Here is a 25275-nt window from a genome sequence, read left to right on the forward strand (position 1 = left end):
AATCTACCTTTACAGCAAGCTCCTTCACTATCAATGGATGCTTCTATCCTTGTTGTTGGATGCGAAACCTTTCTTGCATCCATCCTTAAGACCCTTTGTGACGTCACCAATTCAACTGTAGAAGTTGCTGCTGAACCCTCAGAGGCAGTGCCGCTGATTCAAGCTCAACAACCTGACTTGCTCATCTTGCAAGCCAATCAATCCGGTAGCCTCGACCTGTGTCAGCGGATTAAAGAGCAGAGTCGTTTGTCCTGGATCTATTGCCTTGTTTTAGAGGATTGTGTTGCGGATGCGAACCCAACAACCCTGATACCGCGATCGCTTGAGGCTGAAATCAAAGCACTCGAATCTGGAGCCGATGCTTATCTGTCGATTCGAGCTTCCCAAGTTGACTCGCAACCCTCTGGAGTCGAGCCAGATGATCTATTGATGCGCCTGTTGCAGGCTTACATTCAGGTGGGATTGCGGCGCGTTCACAATCACCGAGAGCTAATGCGTGCTAACGATGTGTTGTCGGCGATCGCTCTCTCGGATCCGCTCACCGAACTCAACAATCGCCGCGCCTTTGAATGGGAGTTGCCTCGACAGATTCACAACGCTCGCGATCGCAACATGCCCATCAGTTTGATGATGCTGGATGTGGACTTCTTCAAAACCATCAACGACACCTATGGGCATCTCGTAGGCGATCGCGCTCTGCAACTGCTTGCCACCCGCCTGCGCCACAACCTGCGATTTTATGACACCCCATTTCGCTATGGAGGCGAAGAATTTGTCATTATCCTCAGTGATACGGGTTGCACTGAAGCCAACCTCGTCGCTCACCGGATCTGCTGCTTGATCGCTGATCAACCCTTTGTGATTGATGAAACCCTCGATCTCCAGATCACAGTTAGTGCTGGAACGGCTTCCCTGTTACCAGAAGACGATGCGAGAGGCATCAGTTTACTCAGACGAGCTGACCAAAACCTCCTCACCGCGAAGTCTCAGGGACGAAATCGGGTGGTGAGTGAGGGCAAAGGATGAGGAATAAGGGATAAACGATGAAGGATAAGCGTTTTTCATCCTTTATCGTTCATCCCGCTTGAACGTGAATTCGGGATAAGGATTTTGGCAATTTATACCAACTCTGGATATGCCAACGCTCTTTGTCGGAGTTGCAATCCTAGATCGGGTTTGTCGGTAATGATCCCCTCAATACGGCTGTCGTTCAAAAGATGCTCGATGACAGAGGCTTCGTTGACCGTCCAGACCCAGATAGGCATACGTCCGGTAACGACCCTAGAGAGCAGATCGGTGTCTAATAGCTCCCAGTGGGGGGCAATAAAATCGGCTCTCATTTCTCGGATGCGATCGCTCACAGCTTTGGAGCCAAACCGCAATGAACGGCAAAAATCGACCGTTCCATAACCAAATAAAAACCCCGTCTTAATGTCGGGGCAGAGACGTTTGACAGCGTTGATGGCAAACGGGTGGAACGAGGTGATAACAAATTCGTCTTTGGAGAAGTATCGCGATAACAGCTCAAGCACTCGTTTTTCGTAGCCTGCTTCTTTGAGCTCCACGTCAAGGCGCACTCGACCGCGACATAAGGCGATCGCCTCTTCAAGTTTGGGAATATCTGGATCAAACGCCTGCACCTGGGCATAGGTTAGCTGCCGGATGGGCTTTTGATTAATCTCTGCATCGTGATGAATGATTAACACTCGATCACGGGTGCGTCTAACATCAAACTCGACCATATCAGCACCAAGGGCGATCGCCTTATCAAAGGAAATCAGGGTGTTTTCCTTTGCGTAGGCGGATGCTCCTCGGTGAGCAATAACTAGTGGTTGCATATTCCTCACTAACTCCTCATCGTGCCCACTGCTGCAAACTGTAGGGGCAAATTTGCTCAATGTCTACCCACGTCAGGTTTCCCTTTTTCCTGAATTTGTTACCGTTTATCTGTGGCAACCAGGCATCACTATGGAAAAACGAACCTTAGGTAGATCGGGAATCGCAATTACGCCCATTATTCTGGGCACCTGGCAGGCAGGAAAACGGGGTTGGGTTGGCATCGAAGATGACGAAGTGATTCGGGCACTCAGAGCAGCATTAGATGCCGGAATCACCACCTTCGACACGGCGGAGGTCTATGGTAAGGGGTATTCAGAACAGATTGTCGCCAAAGCTTTGAGTGATGTCCGGGATCAGGTTGTGCTGGCGACCAAGGTGTTTGCCAACCACATGAAATACGACCAGGTGTTAGAGGCGTGCGATCGCTCCCTACAAAATTTGAACACCGAGTACATCGACCTCTATCAAATTCACTGGCCCTCTGGCAGCTTTAACAGTGAGGTGGTGCCAATTGGTGAAACCATGGAAGCTCTGACTAAGCTGCGAGATCAGGGCAAGATTCGGGCGATCGGGGTTTCTAACTTTTCTGGCAAGCAACTGGCTGAAGCCGCTCAATACGGGCAGATTGATAGCCTCCAGCCTCCCTATAACCTGTTCTGGCGGGGCGTTGAAACGGACGCCATGCCCTATTGCATTGAAAATAACATTTCCATTCTGGCTTATTCGCCACTGGCACAGGGATTGCTGACGGGAAAATTCAAGCCTGATCACCAGTTTCAAGAAGGCGACATTCGCGCCAAGAATAAACTCTTTAAGGGGCAAAACTACGAGCGAGCACAGGCTGCTTTGGATCGTCTGCGCCCCATTGCTGAACGACATCAGTGTACTCTGGCTCAACTGGCTCTGGCATGGCTGATTGCTCAGCCTCAAACCAATGCGATCGCCGGGGCACGTAATACCGACCAGGCACTCCAAAACGCCAAAGCGACTGATGTGCAACTCTCACCTGATGAACTGGCAGAGATCAGCACGATCGGGCGCACCGTTACTGACCACCTTGATAGCAATCCGGTCATGTGGGAGTTTGCAGCATAAGATTTTATGCAGATCGATCGCCTCGACCATCTCGTGTTAACTGTTCAAGACATCCCGACAACCTGCGACTTCTACACTCGTGTTTTGGGGCTGCAAGTGGTCACCTTTGGGGACAATCGCACCGCCTTACAATTTGGGCGGCAAAAAATCAACCTGCATCAGGTCAGCAAAGAGTTTGAACCCAAAGCACTGCATCCCACGCCGGGGTCAGCGGATTTGTGCTTCATTACGACAACTCCTTTGAAGCAAGTTGTCGAGCATCTTCAGGCATTGGGTATTGCGATTGAGGAGGGGATTGTTACTCGCACCGGAGCATTGGGGGCGATCGCCTCTCTCTACATCCGTGATCCCGATGGCAACCTGCTGGAGATTTCAAACGACTAACATGCCCCCTTCCCCTTTCTCCCCGTCTCACCCCCCCCGTTCCTTTACTCTCATGCCACCGGATGAATCAGCCAGGTGAAGTGAGTTATCAGTCCCAGTGGGTATTCTAAGAGTGTGAGTAGATCAAGGATTCGCTCACAATCTGAATCGCTGAAGAGGTCACTCAAATGGCAACCTACGAACATCGGATGCACTACACTCATCCGACTCACAAACCGGAATCATCGCTTCAAACCGAAAAATGGTTCCCATCTATCAGCTCCAAGGTGTTGTCACTGTTCAAGACCTTTGGCAACCAACTCTTCAATTTCTTCTCACGAGGTTCCGAACTTCGAGTTTGGCAAACTCAAGACCAGACTGGTGGCATCTGGTGGAACGTGTATGACCCAACCACTCAGCAGACGGCTCGTCTGTTGTCAGAAATGGAAGTGCGAGTCTGGATTGAGCAGCGTTACTACGGCAAAGCGGATTACCGCTAAGCCCCCTCAATGACATCATCATTTCCCCCAAAAACCTCCAGCATGACTGGGGGTTTTTGGTTTGAAAGATATATAGCCCTACGCATATGCATTAGGACATAAGGGGGTGGGGTTGCACCCCTGCACCCCGTTCTAACCTTAGTGAATACTGCTATAGCTTTGGTCAGATCTGTTGCTACTGACCCCCGGCTGTTGCCGTCCCCCTCGGTAAGACTACCGTGTACACAAGTCCCCAACGGAGCGAACTTAGGTTTGGAACACCATCGGTCAAGGGTTTCGCCCCTGGGCTTTGTTCAACCAACAGGGTTATTGCTGGATTTAACTTGCGATTTAGCAATGATGGGGAAAAGTTATGTCATTCTGGATCTACTCCAATTTGCACACATTCACGCTTAAATCGCCGGGTTCGATCGCACTGAAAGCACCGTAACACGCGATGCGTAGAGTTTTTACAGGCAGGACAGACAGATGGACGATAAGTTAATGCTCATGATTCCTGGTCCAACACCAGTACCAGAACAGGTTTTACGCGCCCTTGCTAAACATCCGATTGGGCATCGGAGTGGCGATTTTGGCAAAGTGATTGCTGAAGTGACCGCAGGGCTGAAGTGGTTGCACCAGACCCAAAACGATGTGTTGACCCTGGCTGCCAGTGGTACTGGAGCCATGGAAGCGGGCATTATCAACTTCCTTAGCCCTGGCGATCGCGTCTTAGTCGGTAACAACGGTAAGTTTGGCGAACGCTGGGCAAAGGTATGTCAGGCGTATAGCTATGCGGTTGAGGAAGTCAAGGCTGAATGGGGCAAACCCCTCGAACCTGAAGAGTTTCGCACCAAACTAGAAGCAGACACTAACAAAGAAATTAAGGCAGTCATTGTCACTCACAGTGAAACCTCAACTGGAGTTCTCAACGATCTACAAACCATTAGCCGTTATGTGAATGCTCATGGCGCGTTGATGATCGTGGATGCCGTGACTAGCCTCGGTGCTACCAGCGTACCAATGGATGAATGGGGACTGGATGTTATCGGTTCCGGTTCGCAAAAAGGCTTTATGTTGCCCCCTGGGTTAGGGTTTGTTGCGGTCAGTGCAAAAGCATGGGAGGCTTACGCGACTGCTAAATCACCCCGGTTCTACCTGGATTTGGGCAAGTATCGCAAGGAAACCGCTAAAAACAGTAGCCCCTTTACCCCTCCGGTCAATATGTTCTTTGGCTTACAAGTAGCCTTGCAAATGATGCAGAAGGAAGGACTTGATGCTATTTTTGCCCGTCATCATCGGCACATGAGAGCCACTCGTGCAGCGATGAAGGCGTTGGGCTTGCCCCTCTTTACATCTGACGCAGTAGGTAGCCCAGCTATCACAGCCGTTGCCCCGGTGGATGTCGATGCAGAACAAATTCGCTCCATCATGCGGAAACGGTTTGATATCGCTTTGGCGGGTGGACAAGACCATCTCAGTGGCAAGATCTTCCGGGTGGGACATTTGGGCTTCGTTAGCGATCGCGACATCTTGACCGCAGTCGGCGCACTCGAAGCTACTTTGCAAGAACTGGGATATCAAAATGCCACTCTGGGGGCTGGCACAACGGCAGCGGCTCAAGTGTTGACTCAATCCTGACATCTACTTGCAATCGGAGTTCTGGCTGGGGATTGTGGTGATTAAACCGCAGACCTTAGCGTGAGTCTTTAGACAAACGCTATGAGGGCAAAACCGCTTCCCGTTAGGTTGATCACTCCCTGAGGTTCTGTAGCTCTCGAATGCCGGAGTCCGTCCTAGATTTGTCAAGTTTCTACCCCGAATTGACTTGTATAGCCATAGCCCCATTCGATGGGGCGGAGGCGAGTCAGGAAGTTCCCCAGCATCAGTGTTTGAGCCACTACGGATAACAACTCTTAAATGCAAAAGAGCGAGTCGTAATTGACTCGCTCTCTTTTTGCTTGGGTTTGCGTTTGAAATTGCAGATATTTTATTTTTCCGAGGCGTTTATTTCGTTGTCGTATCACATCAGCAATAATGTGCAGCCGACTTAACATCAATGGGTACTCCTGGAAATTGGGGACTTCAAGCCGTCTCTAGCCAATCATAGATACGATCGAGCTGTTCTAACGTAACCAAGCCGTATTGCCACAAAATCATGGGCAATGGTCCTGGATCTTGCTCAAGATGCCGGAGGGCGATCGCGATTTGAGAAGGCGAAATTGCTAATTCGTCTTGAAGAAATTGAAGAAATCGAGAGTGTTTTGCAGGCGTCATTCCTAATATTCACCTCCTAAAGAAGTTCACTAATTTTTGCAATCGAAACAGACCTGACTATTGACCTATTGTGGAGTATCCAAACTTCTCGGATGAGAAATCAGAGCCACTCTTTGATCTGTCATGATGCCAGTAAGGGAACTTGCCCTTAACAAAGACAGTCAACAGATCAGCCGCAATAAAGAGCTATTTTCCAGTGAAATAGACAATCGTTATCGTTGCAATTTATCTATCTGCTGTTTCAGTATTTAGACAAACGACAACGGATTAGATGACTATCTGTAAAGCAGCCTTTCCGCTCGGATTTAGGTCATGTACCTGAGGATAGTTAAGTTCAATCCTGAACCCCTTTTGTTTTGACTAATCAACTAATTGACAAGTCAAACCCAGGTGAAGGAGGGGATTGAATGACAGCGTTACGCATCATTAAACTGCCAACGCTGACTTTAACCTTCCGCGAGAGTACTCCTTTTTTTAATCGTGCTTAAGGGAATACTCGTGAAATCCAGGAGATTCTTAAGAAACCTGAAAGGCAATCTGTCTCTTAAGTTACATCCGGAAAGTTAGATTAACAAATCCTCAAGACTGTGTATAGTCTTTCCCTAATAAATTCACAGAAGTTTCCAATAACTTTTGTAAATGTAAAAAATATCCTGTTTGACTTAGTACAACTGGTCGTAAATAAGGGTGAAAATTTGGGGTGCAGGGTTGGAACCCCTGGATGGGGAAACATCCCCCACACCCCACTGGTTTTATTGCCAGACCCTACCTGTGAATAACAGTACCTAACGTCAGTTCGGTTTAAGAGCCCGGCGAATGAATTCGCGGCTACTAGTGTTGCGAACACAACGTTCTGCAATGTAGGGGGTTCGGGGGCTTCGCCCCTAAGAAGGGGTGAAACCCCTTCACCCCTTTCAAACCTTATTTTTTGCTGTATTAGAGGAAATCCGCCGACGCGGACTATGGAAAATGCAGGATTTGACGAACCGACGCAGGTCGGTTTTGCTCTGATAGAGGCGGTTTTAACCGCCGAAATCCTTATCCCGAATTCACGTTACTTAGGATTGTGGACTTAATGTGGACTTAATAAATCTGCAAACGGTACGGGTGGGTTTAGCAGACTAATCTCTGCTCTGCCATGGATTTGACGGCAAAACCCACCTCTACCAAATATCGAACTTATTTAATTCCCATTCCTCAGGAGAGGGCACTATCCCTCCTACTGAGTATTGTTAGGAGCAGGCAACGTGCGAATGGTAATGCGATCGCCCACTTGTATCCCTAGCTCTGCCGCTCGTCCGCCCCGCAACTCAATCACCTGGTTGACAGGAACACCTGACTCATACAACGGGCAGGTGGGTGTGGTACAGGGAGCAGCATTGGCGGCGATCGCTTTGACCTCTCCGTTTAGCAGAAACAGCATATCTAACGGAATCAAGGTATTGCGCATCCAAAATTGAGCCGGACGGGGAAACGCAAACGGAAACAACATACCGCGATCGTCTGCGAGTTCCCGGCGATACATCAGCCCCATTGCCTGTTGTTCTGGTGTGCGTGCTACCTCCAGTTGAATACGCTGTCCTCGGATTTCGGCTTCTGCGGTGATGGGTAACATTTGTCCTGAACTGATATCCGATTCAGCAGAGGGAGATGGCGTTGCCGTCCCTTGAGCGACATCCGGGTTAACCGTCGTATTGGGAGAGGAGCACGCCAGCAATAGCAAGCTAAGCCCCAGGGTGACTCCAAATTGATAGGGACGGGTGGAACGAGTGAGGGAAAGCGGGAGTTGAACGGTCATCAGATAAACCAGAGGAGAGGTGGGTTGAAGGATCAGAAGGTTCCGTAATTCCTAACTCATATCACGTCCCTTCGGGGGTTGCTTCAGCACCATTTTAAATAAGGGTTGCAGTAATTGGGGTTTAGACCAAGCCAAAATCCCATTAGCTTTCACGCAGCACGTAACCCACTCCACGCACCGTTTGAATTAAGCGTTTCTCTCCTTCGTCTTCGATTTTGAGCCGCAGATAGCGAATGTAGACCTCGATCACGTTCGACTCTCCCAAAAAGTCGTATCCCCAGACATTTTCGAGGATCTGCTCACGAGTGAGCACCTCACGAGGGTGCTCCATCAGGTATTTCAGGAGTTCAAATTCCTTCATGGTCAAGTCAACGATGCGCTCATTGCGGAAAGCCCGACGGGTTGCCAGGTCAAGCATCAGATCGGCAAACCGGAGTTGTTCGTTGCTGGTGACTTCAGGTTGTAAATAAAGCTTGACCAGTTTGAGAAATTCTTCGCTGCGATAGGGCTTTAAGAAGTAATCATCTGCACCGGCTTCTAAACAGGCGATACGGTCGTCGATGCTATCACGTGCCATGAGCAACAAAACGGGTACTCGCGCCCCTCCCGTCCGCAACCGCTCGACCAAAACCAAGCCAGACTCGCCCGCTAACATCCGGTCGATGACGATCAGCGAGGGTTGAAACTCCTGTGCCTGGTGAAGACCTGTGGCTGCGTCATAGGCGATCGCCGTTTCATACCCTGACTCTCGTAAATCAGCACTGACATGCTGAGCCAGCGTTTCATCCGCCTCAATGAGAAGCACACGAGGACTATAATCCAGGTCACCTGAAGTCATAATCATTCAGAGAATAAGTATTAATACCCTGTTGTGACATGCCTCATCACCATAGCACTTCCCCCAGCTGTATAGATCCTGGGCTTGAATTTTTTAATGGTATAGCAACCGCAGGGTTGGTTCGGGCGGAATGCAGGGGTGGAACCTCTAACTGAGAGCCAACCCTCCAAATCCTCTTGTCTCAATGGTTTTGACAGTTACTACCGAATTCATCGCCCCACCCGCAAATTTTGAAGGTAAGCCCCAGGGTCTTGAGCTACCCAGCCTAAATCAGAGTTAGAACGTACCTCAAATCGCAGATACGGCTCTCTGGCAGACCCGGTTGCACCGACTGTACCGATGCGATCGCCCGCTCTTACGGCTTGTCCTATCTGGACGTCAATCGTCGCCAGTTGAGCATAACGGGTTTGTAAGCCTTCGTTGTGGTTAATCACGATCAGATTGCCATAGTTCCCCTGATTAGCAGCAAAGGCAATGACCCCATCCCCGGTTGCCAGAACAGGTGTGCCTGCTGCTGCGGCTAACCGGACTCCGCTGTGAAACACCACCTCGCCTGAACTCGGATCAACCTGCCAGCCATGCCCCACCACGACTGGAACGACGCTCGGCAATGGATAACCCCTCAGTACGCGACTGGTTTGCCCCGCTACACTCGCCGGAATCGGGTTGGGTGACCAGTTGACCCCCGGCACAAACACCACTCGCGGAGCCGTCTGACAACCATTGATTTCAAACAACACATCGGCTCGAACACCATAGGTTGTGGCGATGTCACGCCAGGTGCGTCCGGTGGGCACCTCCACCCGAATGCCGTTGTAAGGCGGAATGAGAATCTCCGTTCCTACAGGGGCAGAACCACTCCGCAGAACAGGATTCATCCCCATGAGTGTCTCTGGAATTAGATCAAAGCGTTGGGCGATCGATACTAAGGTTTCTCCTGGTTGAATGCGATGGCGGGTCACCCGTGACAGAGCGGGTTGGGGGCAAAGTGAATCAGTTTGCTTTAACGCGATCGCCCCATCTGGGGAATTGCGTTGCATTGCCTGACTGTTGCCACTCAAGAGCAACCAGACCAGGACTGAACTACCTAACAACCAACGCCACACATTCATCATTTGCAGAAGCCGATTAGCAATTATCTACTCCAAGATAGCGATTTCCAGATAAAACTCTCCACTGCCCGACTCCCCATTCCCTTTTGTGTACTGTTTCCATGGGGTCAATTAAAATAGAGGGGTCTGTAAAGACACTTCTTTAAAGAATGACTTTTTTTAGCATGGTAGGAAACCATTGCTGCGATTGCCCCGACTTATTATGAAAAAAGAAACCATTGGCATGTCTTTCAAGCAACTGGGTATTTATGCAGCAGTATTAGCGGCCGGTGGTGCTGCTGGGTTAGCAGGTGGTTACTATCTCAACGCTGAAAACCGCCCTAGTCAAGACACCGTCCTTTCCGCCGCACTTGAGCCGCCAGCACAGCCACCCCAACCCTTACCAACAACATCAGTGGTGGTGCAAAACAACCCCAACTTTATTGCAGATGCGGTTGAAAAAGTGGGTCCGGCGGTGGTGCGAATTGACTCCGAGCGAACGGTGACCGGACAAGTGCCTGACCCGTTGCAAAACCCTTTCTTCAGACGGTTTTTTGGGGATGAGGCTCCTATTCCTCCTCAGGAGCGGGTTGAACAGGGAACAGGGTCTGGGTTTATTCTCACAGCGGATGGTCACGTTGTTACCAATGCCCATGTGGTTGAAGGAGCCGATACGGTCATCGTCACACTCAAGGATGGGCGCGAGTTTGAGGGGCAAGTTGTAGGCACAGACCCCGTCACTGATGTGGCAGCGATCAAAATTGAGGCAACTAACTTGCCAACGGTGACTCTGGGGAACTCAGAGAATTTGATTCCAGGTCAGTGGGCGATCGCCATTGGTAACCCCCTTGGATTAGACAATACCGTCACCGCAGGCATCATCAGTGCGACGGGTCGCTCTAGCTCTCAGGTGGGCGTGCCCGATCGCCGCGTGCGCTTTATTCAAACCGATGCAGCCATTAACCCCGGCAATTCCGGAGGTCCACTCCTCAACGATCGCGGCGAGGTGATCGGCATCAACACCGCCATTCGTGCCAACGCCCAGGGGCTAGGGTTCGCCATTCCGATTGAAACCGCTAAGCGTATCACTGAACAGCTTTTTTCCAATGGTCGGGTGCAGCATCCCTATCTGGGGATTCAAATGGTGGATCTCACGCCTAACCTGCGCGACAAAATTAACCAGGACTCCACCAAGTTTGGTTTTAAAGTCACCCTGGATGAGGGGGTGTTGATTATTGAAGTGCTCCCCAACACGCCTGCGGCTCAGGCAGGTCTACAGAATGGGGATGTGATCTTAAAGGTAAACGGAACAGCAGTAACAACCGCCTCTGAGGTTCAAGAGCAGGTTGAGTCAAGCACGATTGGTGAGGTGTTGACGATGGAGGTCAACCGCAATGGGCAGACGCAAACCCTTGAAGTGCGTCCGGGAACGTTGCCTGCCAATCCAGACAATTAATGTGAAATTTGCCAAATTAAGACAAAAGGTTGAACTGGGCGATCGCCTAGCCCAGTCAACCTTTATTTCAATAGAGACAGAGATTAGACCTCAAAGTCGTCGCTTTGAGGGTCGCGATTGAGGGAACTTGAGCCTGTCAGGCTAGACTCTAATTCCATCCGCTGTTCCATACGGCGGAGGAAATAACCTGTCATCATTGCGGAAGCCAGCAAACCAGCCAGGTTGTCGCGATCGGTTGTGATCTGCACTCCAAAATCTTCAGCAGGCAGAACTCCAACCAAACCTTGTACGTTTTGAGAAATAATCTGCTTGATTTCTGGGCTAACAGACCTAGCAACTCTCTCTAAAATCTCAGGTGACTGATGTTGAAGGTACTTCAACAGTTGGTTGCTCTGAGTACTCTCAGTGCTGTTGCTGAAAAAGTCGGCGCTGTCAGGGTTAAAGACCATAGAAGCCCTATGTATATTTAACTGATTAGACCTATTGTTACATTTATATTTGCTAGTGTGACCAGTGTTCTTACTCAGAACATGATTGATCTACCTTTTGGGCGACTGATTTGCATTAAAAAAAGTAACTCAATCTGGATTAAGATGTAGAGCTATCAAAGGGTTGAGGCAATTTATCAACCTGGAAATATTGGTAGAATTTATCTGTCACTTGAAGGACTAATGATCGGCTATCCGCTTTCCGCCGTTTCCGAACGAGTCCTAATTCCACCAATTCTGGGACATGTTGATAAATCCCTGACCCTCGAATTTCGACCAAATCGGTTTGGGTAATGGGTCCTTTGAGGGCGATCGCGGCTAACGTTCTTAATGCCCCAACACCTAAATCTAACGGCACGAGGGAATTGACCAACTCGCGAAACGACTCACGCAACTGTAAGCAATAGCCCTCTGGCGTCTCAACCACCTCTAACGCGGTTTCCCGATGCGCGTAGTCGTTCATCAACTCAATTAGTCCCTCCTCCGCCGCTTTGCGATCGCACCGGGCAAACTCGGCAATTTTGGCGATCGGCAGAGGTTGGGCTTTGAGATAGAGAATGGCTTCAATCGTGTTCGCGAGACGGGTCATAAGGGAAAAAGCAGGAGGCAGAGGATAGAAAAGTGAAGGGGTCAAGGGTGGAATGTAGGATGCGGTTAGCGATAGCGTAACGTACTGTGAGGCAATCAGTTATTACATCACAGACAAGGGCGAATCGCCATTCGCCCGTACAAAGAGTCATGATTCAAGCGTTTTTAGTCTAAGTTTCGTCCTGTGAGTTCTACAAAGATATCTTCCAGATTGGAGGGGCGCACCATCATTCCGGCTTTGTTGGGCTGCTGCTCCAGGTAAGTGTTGGCTTCGTCCATCGTGGGGAAGAATTTATAATCCCAGCGATCGCCCGCTTGTTTCATCACCAACCCCTCGCCGTGCTTTTGGCGGAAGTCTGTCAGGGTGCCAATTTCAATCAACTTGCCACCGTCCATGATGCCGATGCGATCGCACAGATATTCCACTTCTTCCATGTAGTGGGTTGTCAGGAGGATGGTCATACCCTGCTGGTTGAGTCCCTTAATAATCTCCCAAAGGCGGCGGCGAGTCTGGGGGTCTAGCCCAACGGTGGGTTCATCGAGAAATAGAATTTGAGGCTGATGTAATAAGGCTCTAGCGATTTGCAGGCGACGTTTCATCCCACCGGAGAGGGTCTTCACCAGATCGTTACGGCGATCGGCTAGCTCGACATACTCTAACCAGCGATCGATCTCCCTCTGTCGTTGGGGATTGGGGATGTGATGCATCCGTCCATGAAACTCCATGTTTTCCCACACCGACAGATCTACATCAACGCTGGTTTGTTGCAACACCACCCCAATTTGTTTTTTGACGAGAAAGGGCTGACGCACCACGTCATAGCCAGAAATCGTAATATCGCCCTGGGTTGGCTTGGTCAAAGTCGTCAACATGCGGATGGTGGTAGACTTTCCTGCCCCATTGGGACCCAACAAGCCAAACACCTCACCCGGTTGAATAGAAAAGCTCAGGTCGTTAACAACAGGGGTGTTATTGTAAACCTTGTGAACGTTTTGCAGCGCGATCGCAACGGTCATGATATGAAATCGAAAACAAATCTTAACTCCACGGTACAACAGAATTTAGAGCGGAAGGTCAAGAGAGCACAGAAAAGTGATCCGTGCTCCGTATGGAATTGAATCCTCAAGCGGTGTTGTGACATCTATCAGCCGCAGCTTGGTAATGAAACTGAGTTTTGCAAAGCATTGCATTCACTTGTTCTATTAATTCTCCCTGTTACGCTTAAATCTAGCTCTCTTTCCCATCTACGCATGACGACATCTAGTAATCCTGGTTCATCTAAATCGGCTGCAACTCAACAAGCACTAGAGGCGATCGCCAAATTTGAGGGGTCGTCTAAACCGGGTGTGTGGCAACACCTCGACAAAAAAACGATTTTGGCGGAGATGCGATCGCGGGTGAATGACCCCTTCAAAATCAATCAAGGACAACAGCCATTTTGTGGTCCTACCTCCGTTTTGTTTGAGTTAGTGCGAAAACAACCCCTGCGCTATGTCGAAATGTGTCGCAGCTTGTTTGAGGAAGGTTCCCTGAAAGGCAAGACCAAGACCATTCCTGCGCCCGATCGCCTGCGAGACTCCAGCAAAGGCAATCTGCTGATGGGGCAAGTCGATTGGATGGTGTTGGCGACCCTGCGACAGGCCGAAAGTCTGATTTTTCCAGTTGACCCCGATGCCCCCAGTATCATCCGTAACCTGAGCGGCATGAGCTTTTCCTGGGAGATGAGTGGCTGGACTTCTGAAATTCTGGGTTACAACCAGATCAACTACAGCACAGCCTTTCGTAAGGGCGATTTGTTTGCCCTGCGAGATGCCAACAATATCGTCAAGCTGGGGGGAGTTGGGTTTGCTCTGATTACGGCTCAGGGCTTACTCGGCACCGCATCCACCACTGAAGCCGATATGCCCCTCTCATTGCCCAACCACTGGGTCGCTCTCCTGGGCAACGTCCAGGTAAAAGATGGTCGGGTCAGCTTCGATGTCTATTCCTGGGGCAAGAAAATGCCAGTAAACGTCACCGAAGACAACTTTGAACGCTCCTTCTGGGGCATCGTGACGGGAATGATGTAGGAAAAATCAAGGATAAAGAATAAGGGACGAAAGATAAAAAGTACTCTGCTCAAAGGATTTCATTCCTTCGTTCTTTGACCTTCATCCTTTAGCCTTTATCCCCTATCCTTCATCCTTTATCCTTCATCCTTTATCCTTTATCCTTCATCCTTTATCTTCCATCCCTCATCGCTATAGCTGTGGTACGTTCATCCCGCGTTGCACGGCAGGACGGGCTGCTACAGTTTCGACCCACCGTTTGAGGTTGGGGTGCTCGTCAAGCGTTAAACCCTGAAAGTTGTAGATGGCAACCCAGGGGTAAGTCGCTATGTCAGCGATCGAGTAGTCCCCACAGATGTACTCGTGGTCTTGCAATTGCTTGTCGAGCACCCCATAAAGGCGCAGCGTTTCCTTTTCGTAGCGGTTGATGGCGTAGGGAATCTGTTCAGGGGCAAATTTTTTGAAGTGGTTGAGTTGTCCAAACATCGGACCTACACCTCCCATCTGAAACATCAGCCATTGCAACACGTTGAAGCGGGCTTTTGCTTCAGTAGGCAGAAGTTGCCCTGTTTTTTCTGCCAAATAAATCAAAATTGCACCCGATTCAAATACGGTGATGTCAGCATCGTGATCGACGATCGCCGGAATTTTGCTATTGGGGTTGATCGCAACGAACTCTGGCGTAAACTGGTCGTTTTTACGAATGTCGATGACATGAGTCTGGTAGGGCAACCCCACCTCTTCGAGCATCACCGATGCTTTGCGCCCATTGGGAGTCGTAAACGTGTAGAGATCAATCATGAGTATGGGTTGTGAGTGAAATTGCTCAAGTGAAATCTTATGGGAATGACGTAAAGCTCTGCTTAAGGCATCACGATCACTTGAGTGCCGGGAGTAACCATATCGTAGAGTTGACGGACATGTTCATTTAACATGCGAATGCAGCCATGGGAGACAGCCTGCCCGACAGATTCTCGGTTGGGAGTGCCGTGAAAGCCAATGTAATCTTTGCCATCTGTCCAGAAGGCAATCCACCGCTCACCGAGGGGATTGGTGGGACCGGGGGGAACTAGCTCTCGTGTCAGGGGGTTTGTCCAACCGGGGTTAGTAACCATTTCCATCACTTGAAAGTTTCCGGTGGGGGTTTCCCATCCTTCTCTGCCCACAGCAACCGGATAGCTGATTTGCGGTTCATTGCCACGATAGACGTAGACACGCCGTTCGCCTAACCGCAACACGAGTCGTAACTCATAGCGCGATGGATCTGGCAGGTCAGGTCGCAGCGGTGGCACCTCCAGCACAGGCAGTTGTGGCTGAAGCACGAAATTGGAGCGGCTAATCTGAGCAGGATTGTTGGGTAAATCAGATTGAGCGCGACTGTCTTGCAAGCCAACGCTTTGAGAATCTATGGCTTGAGGACTGTCAACATACCCTGCGAAGGCTGCCTGCCCCTGTGCCTTGGGCTGAAACGAAACCAGGGCGATCGCCCCTACTAAACCAGTGAATAACAACTGATAAAACTGCCGACTCCTCATTGCACTCTAAAACCGAAACCTACCTCAATACTCTGATCACTACAAACTCGCCGCTTAAGGACAATTACCACCGGGCTGGCGGGAATCGGTTTGGTGTCGTGTTGGGTGCAGCACTGGGGCGGGTCGTTGGAGATGCCGTCGGACGATTTGCTGGAGGTGCAGTATTGGGTGTTGTGTTAGGCGCAGCCGTCGGGGGAGCCGTCAGAGGTGCAGCTGGGGTGCGGGTCGTTGGAGAAGCCGTTGGGGTGGCTGTTGGAGTCGTCAGAGGAGTAGCGGTTGCCGTTGGGGATGGAGAGGGAAAGGGAGCCGTTGTCGGAGAAGCCGTTGGAGTGGCAGTTGGCGGTGTTTGCAGGGGAGTGGCCGTTGGTGTGGTGGTTGGAGCGATCGTCGGTGCAGTGGTTGGAGCAGTGGTTGGCGTGGTGGTTGGTGGCGTTTGAATCGTGCCCTGTGCAATGGGTTGGGCTACAGAGCGTTGAATCCTCCACGTCAACTGAGGCAGGGTGCCAGCCGCAATACCAAAGACTGTGGCAGCAGCAACAAAAGCCCCACTCACCGTTTGAAGCCATTCCTTGTTCATACTTTGCTCACTCCTCTTCACTCAGGTAAGGGCTGCGTCAGAATTATGCTGTCAACAATACGCTGAAAATATTTTAAGAGCTATGTTTCTAGAGACGTATTTCGAGCGGAAGATACACCACGAAGTATATCGCTTTGATCAGCCAGTTTAGGACAAGGACAATGCTCAAACATTGATTCTGAGAGAGCTTCTTGACTCGCCTTTGCCTCATCAAATGCGGCTACAGCTACACAAACGCACTAGTCGCGAATACAACTCAAATTAACGTCTCCGTCAACGGAGTTGCCGTTTTGCCAGTTGCTTCGCTTGAGAGCCCCATTGGCGGAAATAAAGGTTCCCTGACCATGGCATCTGCCATTGCGAAACTCACCGATATAGCGATCGCCCCCTGCAAATGAGAGGGTTCCTAATCCATTAAAAGCATTATTTTGAAATTGTCCAAGATAATTGCTGTAGTTTGTGTTTGCAGGATAGGTGTATTGACCACAACCACTAAATTCGCCGTTTTGAAATCCCCCGTCATAGCGACTGCCATTGGGGAAGAGCAACGTTCCCTGGCGATCGCTCGGCAAGTTTCCCTGTAGTCTGCCAAAGTACTGCGTGCCATCCGGGTAGATCAGCGGATTAACGAGTTGAGTTTTGGGCTGAAATGCCTGACAGGGCAGATTGAGCAACAACACCTTTGACAAAGACTGCTGCGCCGGAGTGAAGACCGTCCTCAACCCGGTCATCTGTACCAGTGAGGGGTGCCCAATCGGTAAGACCCTAAACAGGGCGGGGATGCCGATGATGAGGGCTACCACCGCGCCAATACCGAGCCAGGCCGGTTGATGGGTCAGGCGAGCCAGGGAGAGGGGCGATCGCCCCTTTGTCTTTGACGTGGATGAAAGTGGGTCAGGGTCAATGCGAGTCGGGGGAAGGGGGTGCGTAACTGGCGAGATAGCGGCAGGTCGGTCTAGAGGCATGACCACGGGCGTAGACACAACCTTCTCAGGCACTTGTTCTTCTGGCAGTGGTTCAAATGGGTCAACGGTTGCATCTTCAAGTGGTGATGCTGCTGAGGGGGGTGATGTTGTACCTCCATTCACCCATGCACCAGACCCAGACTGGACGGGTTGTGCGGGTTGCCCCGATGGCGGTGATCCCGATTGCGCTGATTGCCCCGATATTACAGTTGGCGTATCCTCCGTGACCTCCTCAAGCTGTGTTACTGCCATCAACGGTTGGGATGGGTTGGCTAAGTTGGTGACGGATGTTTCTAATGGACGGACTAAGTCTGTAGCAATGACTGGGTTGGTAACGCCTCCATTGGGCGCGGGAGCCAGTGGAGATGGAGGTTGGCTCAACCGGAGAGCTTTAGCCGCACTCATGGAGGCAACGTCTGGTGGAGCGTGAGACTCGACTTCAGCCAACAAATCCGGATGGCGTGTAAATAGCTCATCGAGAGCTTGCAGCACCTCGGTTGCTGACTGATAGCGATCTTTGAAGTGATAGCGCACCAGGCGATCGAGAATGGCAGCCAGATCGGGTCTGATCTGCTGTGCCCAGGGTTGCCAGACTAGTTCTCCCGTCTCGACATCATCTTGCAACTGCCCCGGCAACAGCCCAGTTGCTGCTTGTAAGCTGATGATGCCCAGTGCATAGAGGTCGCTGTTGGGTCGAGGTTTGCCGTGATTTTGTTCGGTGGGCATGTAGCCCGGTGTCCCGACAGCGATCGTAATGTTGGATTGTCCTGTGTTTGAGCGTTGTGTGCGAATCTGTTTAACAGTGCCAAAGTCAACCAGCACCAGCCTTTGATCGGGTTGTCGTCGAATCAAATTTTCGGGCTTGATATCCCGATGAATTACCCCGCATTGATGCACAAATTCCAAAACACTGAGGGCATCCCGCAGCAGTTGGCAGACCTGCGCTTCAGACCAGCGATACCCCATTTGTAGCTCGTGGGTGAGGGTGTGTCCCTCGATGAGATCTTGTACGAGGTAAAACTCTCGCTCTTCTTCAAAGTAGGCAAGCAGGCGAGGAATCTGGTCGTGGGTGCCTAATTTCTCTAAAATCTCGGCTTCAGTCGAAAACAAACGTCTGGCGTTTTCGAGGAACTTGGAGTCGCTGCTGGCGGGTCTGAGATGTTTGACAACACAACGGGGGTTGCCGGGACGACGAGTGTCTTCAGCAATGTAGGTTTGTCCAAACCCTCCTTTTGCTAGAGTTTGAACCACACGGTAGCGTCTGTCTAATAAACTGCCTGGTTTTAGGGTTGCCATCTAAGCCCAAATAACAGCAACTCTAACCATATTAACTATCATTTTCACCAGTTTCGATTCAAAGGTGAAGGTTAAACGGTAGATTATCCAACCCTTTCAAGAATTTTTTCTCAAAAGAACGCAGGAACTGATCTGTTTTTGGCTCTTTTCATGTGGCTCTGGTATAGAGCGTGAGGCAGGTTCTGACTTATTGGCTCATCCTTTGGGATGAAGTGTAGCCCTATCAGAAGCCTTAAGCTAAGTAGTCGTTTTTCTTCGTTTGAGGCAGATTTGCTGATTCACTCATCCTGAAAAGCGATCGCCCACACACCCCTGCCATTTATGCTGCATCGGTATCTCCGTAATCTTTTTCTCCGGCGTCATAGAACCTGGCTGACCAGCATTGGCATTAGTGCTGCGTTGTTAGACCCCCTTCTATCGCCTGTCTTGGCGCAATCCTATCAAATCCCCGATCGAGAAGTCAGTTGTGAAGTATTGGTAGTCGGTGGAGGATTGGCGGGAGCTGCTGCTGCCTATGAGGGGCTATTGGCAGGGCGAACGGTTTGTCTGACTGAAATTACCGATTGGGTGGGTGGACAGATTTCATCTCAAGGCACCTCAGCACTGGATGAACGCCCAACGCAGCGATCGCTCTCCTTTTATCCACGCGGTTATCTCGAATTGCGGAACCGGATTCAACGTCACTATCGTCAAACCGACCCTGGAGATTGTTGGGTGAGCGAAACCTGCTTCATGCCAGAGGATGGGCACGAGATTTTGTATGACATCCTGCGGGATGCAGCGCGACAGGGCAGAGGTGAACTGAAGTGGTTTCCCTCGACGGTGATTAAGACGCTGGATAGCTCCGGTTCGCAAATTCAGGGGGCGATCGCCATTCAACATCGCCCAGCAGCAGGTGCGCCTCCGCTCAATACGTTGCCACTGTCGCAAACCATTGAGGATTGGTATCGCTACGAAGATTCGGCTCAATTTGAGAAGACCGTGATTCGGTTTGTGCCGCAGCAACCCAGGCGATCGCGCAATCAGGCGCAACAGCCACGACCCGCCGAGTGGTATGTGATCGACGCAACTGAGACAGGTGAAATCATTGCCTTAGCCGATGTGCCCTATCGTCTGGGCATTGATGCGCGATCGCACCTGGAACCCTCGTCCTCCAGTTCGACGAACGATCCCTACTGCACCCAGGGCTTCACCTACACCTTTGCGATGGAGGCGACCGAACAGCCGCAAACTCATGTCATGCCCTCCTTCTACCCGCAATATCAGCCCTACTACAGCTACGAGTTGCCCCGATTAGCCGACTTTGAGTTGGTGTTTACCTACCGCCGCATCTTCAGTGCAGAGGAACCACCAGAGGGTCGCCGCTCGATTCAGGACTATGAGGTGAATCCGGGCGACATCTCCATGCAGAACTGGACGTGGGGCAATGACTATCGACCGGGCACCGCTCAGGACAACCTGGTCTACAGCCGTGACCAACTCCAGGCGACGGGACAACTCTCGCCTAATGGCTGGACGGGTGGGTTACGGACGGAAACCCTCCGCAGAGCCGAAGAACATGCACTGGGTTACTTCTACTGGTTGGTGGCGGGAACGACCGACTCTCAACTGGGTGAAGGGGTAAAACAACTCCACCCCAACAACCGCTATCTCAGTGGCTTGAATTCTCCCATGGGGACAGTTCACGGGCTATCCAAATATCCCTACATGCGAGAGGGTCGGCGAATTATCGGTCGTCCGACCTCCAGTTATTCCCAGGGCTTTATGGTGTGGGAGATTGACATCTCGCGTCGCGACTATCGGGATCCCTATTACCAACAGACACTTGCCCCAAACACGTATCGAAGTCTGCTGATAGCGATCGCCGGATTAGAGGCAACCTCAATTGTCGGTGGGACGCGACCCATTGAGCAGGCAACTCGACGGACGCGATCGACTATCTATCCCGATTCCGTTGGTATTGGGCACTATGCGATCGACTTTCACCCCTGCATGACCCTGTCACCACCAGAAGCTCCTGGCAACACTGAGCGGGCGGGTGAACGGCGCGGAGCAGGTAACGCCTATCCGTTCCAGATTCCACTGCGGGCTATGATTCCCCAAAAGATTGATAACCTGCTGGTTGCAGGCAAGAGCATTGCCACCAGTCATATTGCGGCGGCTGCCTATCGGGTTCACTCCTTTGAGTGGTCATCGGGATCTGCTGCCGGAAATACGGCTGCCTTTGCCCTGGAACAGGGCATCCTGCCCTACCAACTGGTGGATCAACTGCCATCACGAGAGCCTCAACTGGAGGTATTGCAGCAACGACTCCAGCAGCAAGGCAACCCCACAGCATTCCCCAATACATCTGTGTTTAATGAGTCGTGGGAAGGGTGGCAGTAGAAGCGGGAAGGGAAAAAAGAAGAAGGGATAAAAGGAATGGGGAGTGATGGGGTGATGGAGTGATGGGTTGCAATTCCCTCCCCTACTCCCTCACTCCTCACTTCAAGTTAGACTGATAAGGTGGAGTATTGATGTATTTTTGTTAAGTCGCTTTTAGATCAATTGCTTATGACGACGGTAAAAGTAGCAACCTATGCAATGGCAACTGCGCCCACGGTGGCTCCCGATAAGTCTAGCCAAGTGACTCGCAAGCCTTATCCCAACTACAAAGTCATCGTGTTAAATGATGATTTCAATACCTTTGAGCACGTTGCTGCGTGTTTGATGAAATATATTCCCTGTATGACAAGCGATCGCGCCTGGGACCTAACGAATCAGGTTCACTTTGAGGGGCAGGCGACGGTTTGGGTCGGTCCTCAAGAGCCAGCAGAGCTTTATCACATGCAGTTGAGCCGTGCCGGGTTGACGATGGCTCCGTTAGAACAGGCGTAGGTATTGGACAAGAGGTGGTTCCCTCAGCCCTCAGCACTTCCTAATAAATTTCGATCTGCTCGATGCGGCGGAAATCTCGCTCGACCTCATACCACAGGGCTTTGTTGTGGGGATCGGTGCGCAAAGCCTTTTTGAGGTAAATCCGGGCTTTCTCCGATTGCTTGGCGTCTACCAGATGTCGCCCAAAGCGTTGATAGGTGATGGCTTGCCACTGCCGCACTTCGGTGTCGTTGGGCAAGCGTTGCGCTAACCCCTCTACCAGGGCGATCGCTCTAGGATAACGCTGTGCTCGTAACAACCGTTGCAACTGCTCATAGGAATTTTGTTTGAGGTCATAGTCCGTTTGCGAGATCTCAGGGTTGCGCTCAATCGGCGGAGCTTTGCGCGTGATTTTGACCTGTGCTGGTGATTTAGATGCCGCAGATTTAGCTGTGGAGGGGGAAGGCGATCGCGTCTTGGAAGAGGTTGATGATGAGGCAGCCGATGGGGTGGATTTCGGTTTTGCCTTACTCCCCTTCTCATCAGAAGTTTGCTTGGGTTGAACCGCCTCCATCAAGATTCGGTAGGCTTCGCTCAGTTGAATAAATTTTTCTTTTGCCTGCTGCTGATTATCAGGATTGACATCCGGGTGATATTGCCGTGCCAAACGCCGATAAGACGCTTTAATCTCATCATAAGACGCGCCAGTCCTCAACCCTAATAATCGATAACAGTCCGCCAGGTTCATTTGCTGAGAAAAAATGGCAGAATCATTCCAAATTCTGCCATCTCCTACGTAAAATTAACAGCTCGAACAGTAAATATGTCACTCTGAAACTGATCTTTAGGGAGTCTGTTCGACTACGCGATCGATCAGTCCGTATTCTTTGGCTTCGTCAGCCGACATGAAATAGTCGCGATCGGTGTCTTTCTGAATCTGTTCAATGGTTTTGCCCGTGTGGTGCGCCAACATTTCGTTGAGTTCGCTCCGCATCCGCAAAATTTGCCGAGCTTCGATTTCGATGTCAGTCGCCTGACCCCGTGCACCGCCCAGCGGTTGGTGAATCATGATGCGTGAGTGGGGTAGAGCTAACCGCTTACCACGGCTACCTGCTGCGAGCAGAAACGCACCCATCGAAGCCGCTAGACCAACACAGATCGTCACCACTTCGGATTTGATGTGCTGCATCGTGTCGTAGATTGCCATCCCTGCGGTGACAGAGCCACCGGGTGAGTTGATGTAGAGGTAGATGGGCTTGCTGGAGTCATCGGAATCGAGATAGAGCATATAGGCGACGATCGCATTGGCAATGCCATCATCGACTTCTTCTGCTAGGAAGATAATGCGCTCCCGAAAGAGCCGTTCATAAATGCTGATCCACTGCTCATAGGAGCTACCTGGAAGGCGATAGGGAACACTGGGGATACCGATAGGCATAGTTCTAAGGAGGGTAAGGAGTGTAGTGAATAGGAAGGAGTAGCCGTTGTCTCAAGACAGGGTACTGGCGAGCTTGGGTAGCTCTTTGGTGCTCTCTAAAACCCGGTCAATCAAGCCATATTCCTTCGCTTCTTGAGGAGACATATAAAAGGTGCGATCGGTATCCTTGAGAATTTTATCAACCGATTGCCCTGTCTTCTGGGAGAAGATATCCAAAATTAACGCCTTCTTCTCCAGCATCTCAGCAGCATTGACCTGAATATCCGTAGCTTGCCCCTGAGTGCCGAGTTTGGGTGTTTCCAAAGCAATCAGGGAATGGGGGAGACTGGCACGTTTTCCTTTGGAACCCGATGCCAGGATGAGAGCTGCCATCCCGACTGCTTGCCCTAAGCAGATGGTCAACACCTCTGACTTAATGTGTTGGATCGTGTCATACACCGCCAGTCCAGCCGTGATCGAAATCATTCCGGCAGTTACCGATGCCATGCCTGCGGCGATCGGGTCGCCCAGAGAATTGATATAGAGGTAAATGGGCTTACTCTGGTCTTGCGACTCCAGATATAACATTCCAGAAATGAGTGAGTTCGCCACGCCATCGGTCAGGGGCTGATTGAGAAACAGGATACGCTCCTGGCTCAGCCGTGTATAGATGTTGATCCATTGCCAGTAGGGGCTACCGGGAATGTTGTACGGGACTCGCAAAATATCATCAACAGGCATAGCAATGCTCTCAAACAGGTTAGATCAATGAAGGAACGGGAGTCGGCAGATCTTTAACCCCTTCTAAAACGCGATCGATCAGCCCGTATTCCTTTGCCTCCTGTGGGGTCAGGTAAAACATGCGATCGGTGTCTTTAGCAAGTTTTTCGGGGGACTGACCCGTATTTTTGGAGAAGATATCAAGGGTTGCGGCTCGGTTCGCCAAAACTTCTTTCGCCCGAATTTGAACATCGCTGGCCTGACTGCGTCCAAATCCTGTCTTGGGTTGATTGAGCACGATTGTGGCGTGGGGCAAGCTGGCGCGAAAGCCTTTGGTCCCAGCCGACAGGATCATGGCAGCTGTGCCCATGGCTTGACCGATGCAAATCGTATGGACGGGCGGCTTGATGTAGTTAATCGTGTCACAAATGGCAAAAGCTTCTGTTTCGTAGCCGATCGCCTCTCCGCCATACCAGGAAGTGCCTGTGGAGTTGATGTAGAAGAAGATGGGCTTCTCAGGATCGTCAAATTGCAGGTACAACAACTGAGCAATAATCAGCTTGGTGACATCGACCCCCATCTGACGCTTGTAGTCATCGGACGAGACGAGGGGCAACCCCAGGTAAACAATACGCTCCTTCAAAAGCAGCGAAGGGAGATCAGGTGGGGGAGTCCGGTAGTAGGCATCCCCACCATAGTAATTCGATTGAACAGCCTTAATTGAACTCATAGATTCAAACCGCCTGGGCAGTTGCCTGAAACAATGGCATTATTTCTAACATAGTAGCGTGAACCTAGAGTCGCTTTTGGATTTGGGCAGTTAGGGGTATCCGAACAGAGGGAGGAGGAGGAAGGATAAAGGATGAAGGATGAAGGATAAAAGAGAAGAAAGGATAAAGGATGAAGGATAAAAAAGAGAAGAGGCGCGATTTATCGCGTCTGTCCGAATAAAAGGTTGATCTCCCCGGTCTCTTGTTGAGCATCCTAAAAAGGGGTTGGATTTTCTATTACAGAGACCAGGGAGCTAGGAGAAAGTCACACATGGAGTTTATTAGCTGCTCAACAAATTTGACTCGATCTCGTTTATCAATTTCTCCTGGGTATTGGTTATTTTCTGCTGATCTGAGGATAATTGGATTAAAAAGCTTCTAACACCCTGATTAACTACCATGTCCTCTGGTAACATCAAGCTGACGATCGCCTTTATTGACCCTGACCTCGATTTGGACGAACGCGAGGAGCAGACGCAACGCTTCATCGCTGAATTGAAGGAATTGGATGAAATTAATACGGTCGATCGCGTGCCTGATCCCAATCCACCGGAAGGCAATAAAGCGATCGCCAGTTTTTTGATGGGTATTTTGACCACCGAGGTGAATCCTGCAAATGCCGCAAAATTACTGGGGTTTCTGGGCGATCGCCTGGGCAATAAACCGATTGAGCTATCAGTAGAAGGTAACGGTAAGAAGCTGTCTGTGAAAGCCAGTAGCCGTGAAGAGTTAACTGCTGCCATCCAAGCTGACAAAGAGTTTATTGATGGCTAGATGA

General features: G+C 50.6%; 26 protein-coding genes. 10 read left to right on the forward strand and 16 right to left on the reverse strand.

All coding sequences use genetic code 11. The features are described 5' to 3' along the window. Positions 1-33: 33 nt before the first annotated feature. The gene (locus tag H6G89_RS03495) at positions 34-1026 is read left to right on the forward strand and encodes a GGDEF domain-containing response regulator (RefSeq protein ID WP_190503910.1); all 993 of its coding nucleotides are present in this window, start codon (positions 34-36) and stop codon (positions 1024-1026) included. Positions 1027-1118: 92 nt separating this feature from the next. Here H6G89_RS03495 and H6G89_RS03500 read toward each other — a convergent pair whose 3' ends face one another. Then, positions 1119-1838 carry a glycerophosphodiester phosphodiesterase gene (locus H6G89_RS03500; RefSeq protein WP_190503911.1) on the reverse strand — a complete coding sequence of 240 codons (720 nt, stop codon included), beginning with the start codon at positions 1836-1838 and terminating at the stop codon, positions 1119-1121. Positions 1839-1968: 130 nt separating this feature from the next. Between H6G89_RS03500 and H6G89_RS03505 the strand changes: the two genes are divergently transcribed. The 4 genes from H6G89_RS03505 (at position 1969) to H6G89_RS03520 (ending at position 5417) form a co-directional block, all read left to right on the forward strand. After that, positions 1969-2934: an aldo/keto reductase gene (locus H6G89_RS03505; protein ID WP_190503912.1), complete on the forward strand. Its 966-nt coding sequence runs from the start codon at positions 1969-1971 to the stop codon at positions 2932-2934. A 6-nt stretch (positions 2935-2940) separates the two neighbouring features. Then, positions 2941-3318, forward strand: coding sequence for a VOC family protein (locus H6G89_RS03510; protein ID WP_190503913.1), 378 nt, complete (start codon positions 2941-2943; stop codon positions 3316-3318). A 167-nt stretch (positions 3319-3485) separates the two neighbouring features. Beyond that, complete coding sequence (locus H6G89_RS03515) at positions 3486-3797, forward strand: hypothetical protein (RefSeq protein ID WP_199336514.1); 312 nt, start codon at positions 3486-3488, stop codon at positions 3795-3797. Between the two features lie 468 nt (positions 3798-4265). Further along, positions 4266-5417 (forward strand): pyridoxal-phosphate-dependent aminotransferase family protein, encoded by a 1152-nt coding sequence (locus H6G89_RS03520; protein WP_190503914.1) that lies wholly within the window; start codon positions 4266-4268, stop codon positions 5415-5417. A gap of 444 nt (positions 5418-5861) precedes the next feature. Here H6G89_RS03520 and H6G89_RS03525 read toward each other — a convergent pair whose 3' ends face one another. From H6G89_RS03525 to H6G89_RS03540, 4 genes are all read right to left on the reverse strand, one after another. Further along, positions 5862-6053 (reverse strand): DUF2949 domain-containing protein, encoded by a 192-nt coding sequence (locus tag H6G89_RS03525; protein WP_190503915.1) that lies wholly within the window; start codon positions 6051-6053, stop codon positions 5862-5864. Positions 6054-7272: 1219 nt separating this feature from the next. Beyond that, positions 7273-7851 carry a DUF192 domain-containing protein gene (locus H6G89_RS03530; RefSeq protein WP_190503916.1) on the reverse strand — a complete coding sequence of 193 codons (579 nt, stop codon included), beginning with the start codon at positions 7849-7851 and terminating at the stop codon, positions 7273-7275. A gap of 142 nt (positions 7852-7993) precedes the next feature. Beyond that, positions 7994-8689 carry a response regulator transcription factor NblR gene (nblR, locus tag H6G89_RS03535; RefSeq protein ID WP_190503917.1) on the reverse strand — a complete coding sequence of 232 codons (696 nt, stop codon included), beginning with the start codon at positions 8687-8689 and terminating at the stop codon, positions 7994-7996. A 209-nt stretch (positions 8690-8898) separates the two neighbouring features. Then, a complete protein-coding gene (locus H6G89_RS03540) occupies positions 8899-9804 on the reverse strand; it encodes a peptidoglycan DD-metalloendopeptidase family protein (RefSeq protein WP_206758096.1) in 906 nt (301 codons plus the stop codon). 214 nt (positions 9805-10018) lie between these two features. On the opposite strand from H6G89_RS03540, the gene H6G89_RS03545 reads away from it, so the two are divergent. Beyond that, a complete protein-coding gene (locus H6G89_RS03545) occupies positions 10019-11236 on the forward strand; it encodes an HhoA/HhoB/HtrA family serine endopeptidase (RefSeq protein WP_190504340.1) in 1218 nt (405 codons plus the stop codon). Between the two features lie 83 nt (positions 11237-11319). Here H6G89_RS03545 and H6G89_RS03550 read toward each other — a convergent pair whose 3' ends face one another. From H6G89_RS03550 to H6G89_RS03560, 3 genes are all read right to left on the reverse strand, one after another. After that, positions 11320-11685, reverse strand: coding sequence for a DUF760 domain-containing protein (locus H6G89_RS03550; RefSeq protein WP_190503918.1), 366 nt, complete (start codon positions 11683-11685; stop codon positions 11320-11322). A 139-nt stretch (positions 11686-11824) separates the two neighbouring features. Continuing rightward, the gene (gene scpB, locus H6G89_RS03555) at positions 11825-12313 is read right to left on the reverse strand and encodes an SMC-Scp complex subunit ScpB (protein ID WP_190503919.1); all 489 of its coding nucleotides are present in this window, start codon (positions 12311-12313) and stop codon (positions 11825-11827) included. A 164-nt stretch (positions 12314-12477) separates the two neighbouring features. Next, positions 12478-13329 (reverse strand): ABC transporter ATP-binding protein, encoded by an 852-nt coding sequence (locus H6G89_RS03560; protein WP_190503920.1) that lies wholly within the window; start codon positions 13327-13329, stop codon positions 12478-12480. 234 nt (positions 13330-13563) lie between these two features. Between H6G89_RS03560 and H6G89_RS03565 the strand changes: the two genes are divergently transcribed. Continuing rightward, positions 13564-14382, forward strand: coding sequence for a hypothetical protein (locus H6G89_RS03565; protein WP_190503921.1), 819 nt, complete (start codon positions 13564-13566; stop codon positions 14380-14382). Positions 14383-14553: 171 nt separating this feature from the next. Here the strand turns inward: H6G89_RS03565 and H6G89_RS03570 are convergent, their stop codons facing one another. The 4 genes from H6G89_RS03570 to H6G89_RS03585 all read right to left on the reverse strand — a co-directional run bounded on the left by H6G89_RS03570 (position 14554) and on the right by H6G89_RS03585 (position 18734). Continuing rightward, complete coding sequence (locus H6G89_RS03570) at positions 14554-15162, reverse strand: glutathione binding-like protein (RefSeq protein WP_190503922.1); 609 nt, start codon at positions 15160-15162, stop codon at positions 14554-14556. 62 nt (positions 15163-15224) lie between these two features. Continuing rightward, positions 15225-15896, reverse strand: coding sequence for a L,D-transpeptidase (locus H6G89_RS03575; RefSeq protein WP_190503923.1), 672 nt, complete (start codon positions 15894-15896; stop codon positions 15225-15227). A 64-nt stretch (positions 15897-15960) separates the two neighbouring features. Continuing rightward, positions 15961-16473, reverse strand: a complete 513-nt coding sequence (locus tag H6G89_RS03580) for a hypothetical protein (RefSeq protein ID WP_190503924.1) — start codon at positions 16471-16473, stop codon at positions 15961-15963. A 239-nt stretch (positions 16474-16712) separates the two neighbouring features. Next, positions 16713-18734 (reverse strand): protein kinase domain-containing protein, encoded by a 2022-nt coding sequence (locus H6G89_RS03585; protein WP_190503925.1) that lies wholly within the window; start codon positions 18732-18734, stop codon positions 16713-16715. A gap of 321 nt (positions 18735-19055) precedes the next feature. Here H6G89_RS03585 and H6G89_RS03590 point away from each other — a divergent pair, with 321 nt between their 5' ends. After that, positions 19056-21119, forward strand: coding sequence for an FAD-dependent oxidoreductase (locus H6G89_RS03590; protein ID WP_190503926.1), 2064 nt, complete (start codon positions 19056-19058; stop codon positions 21117-21119). A 198-nt stretch (positions 21120-21317) separates the two neighbouring features. Further along, complete coding sequence (gene clpS / locus H6G89_RS03595) at positions 21318-21611, forward strand: ATP-dependent Clp protease adapter ClpS (RefSeq protein ID WP_190504341.1); 294 nt, start codon at positions 21318-21320, stop codon at positions 21609-21611. A 40-nt stretch (positions 21612-21651) separates the two neighbouring features. Here the strand turns inward: clpS and H6G89_RS03600 are convergent, their stop codons facing one another. From H6G89_RS03600 to H6G89_RS03615, 4 genes are all read right to left on the reverse strand, one after another. Next, positions 21652-22338, reverse strand: coding sequence for a J domain-containing protein (locus H6G89_RS03600; RefSeq protein WP_190503927.1), 687 nt, complete (start codon positions 22336-22338; stop codon positions 21652-21654). Between the two features lie 96 nt (positions 22339-22434). Further along, a complete protein-coding gene (locus H6G89_RS03605; RefSeq protein ID WP_190503928.1) occupies positions 22435-23028 on the reverse strand; it encodes an ATP-dependent Clp protease proteolytic subunit in 594 nt (197 codons plus the stop codon). Positions 23029-23079: 51 nt separating this feature from the next. After that, positions 23080-23748 (reverse strand): ATP-dependent Clp protease proteolytic subunit, encoded by a 669-nt coding sequence (locus H6G89_RS03610; protein ID WP_190503929.1) that lies wholly within the window; start codon positions 23746-23748, stop codon positions 23080-23082. 19 nt (positions 23749-23767) lie between these two features. Next, entirely contained in the window at positions 23768-24457 is a 690-nt protein-coding gene (locus H6G89_RS03615; protein ID WP_190503930.1) for an ATP-dependent Clp protease proteolytic subunit, read from the reverse strand. A 439-nt stretch (positions 24458-24896) separates the two neighbouring features. On the opposite strand from H6G89_RS03615, the gene H6G89_RS03620 reads away from it, so the two are divergent. Beyond that, positions 24897-25271, forward strand: a complete 375-nt coding sequence (locus H6G89_RS03620; RefSeq protein ID WP_190503931.1) for a hypothetical protein — start codon at positions 24897-24899, stop codon at positions 25269-25271. Positions 25272-25275 lie beyond the last annotated feature (4 nt).

It is taken from the genome of Oscillatoria sp. FACHB-1407 (assembly GCF_014697545.1).
In the GTDB taxonomy this organism is placed as follows: Bacteria; Cyanobacteriota; Cyanobacteriia; order Elainellales; family Elainellaceae; genus FACHB-1407.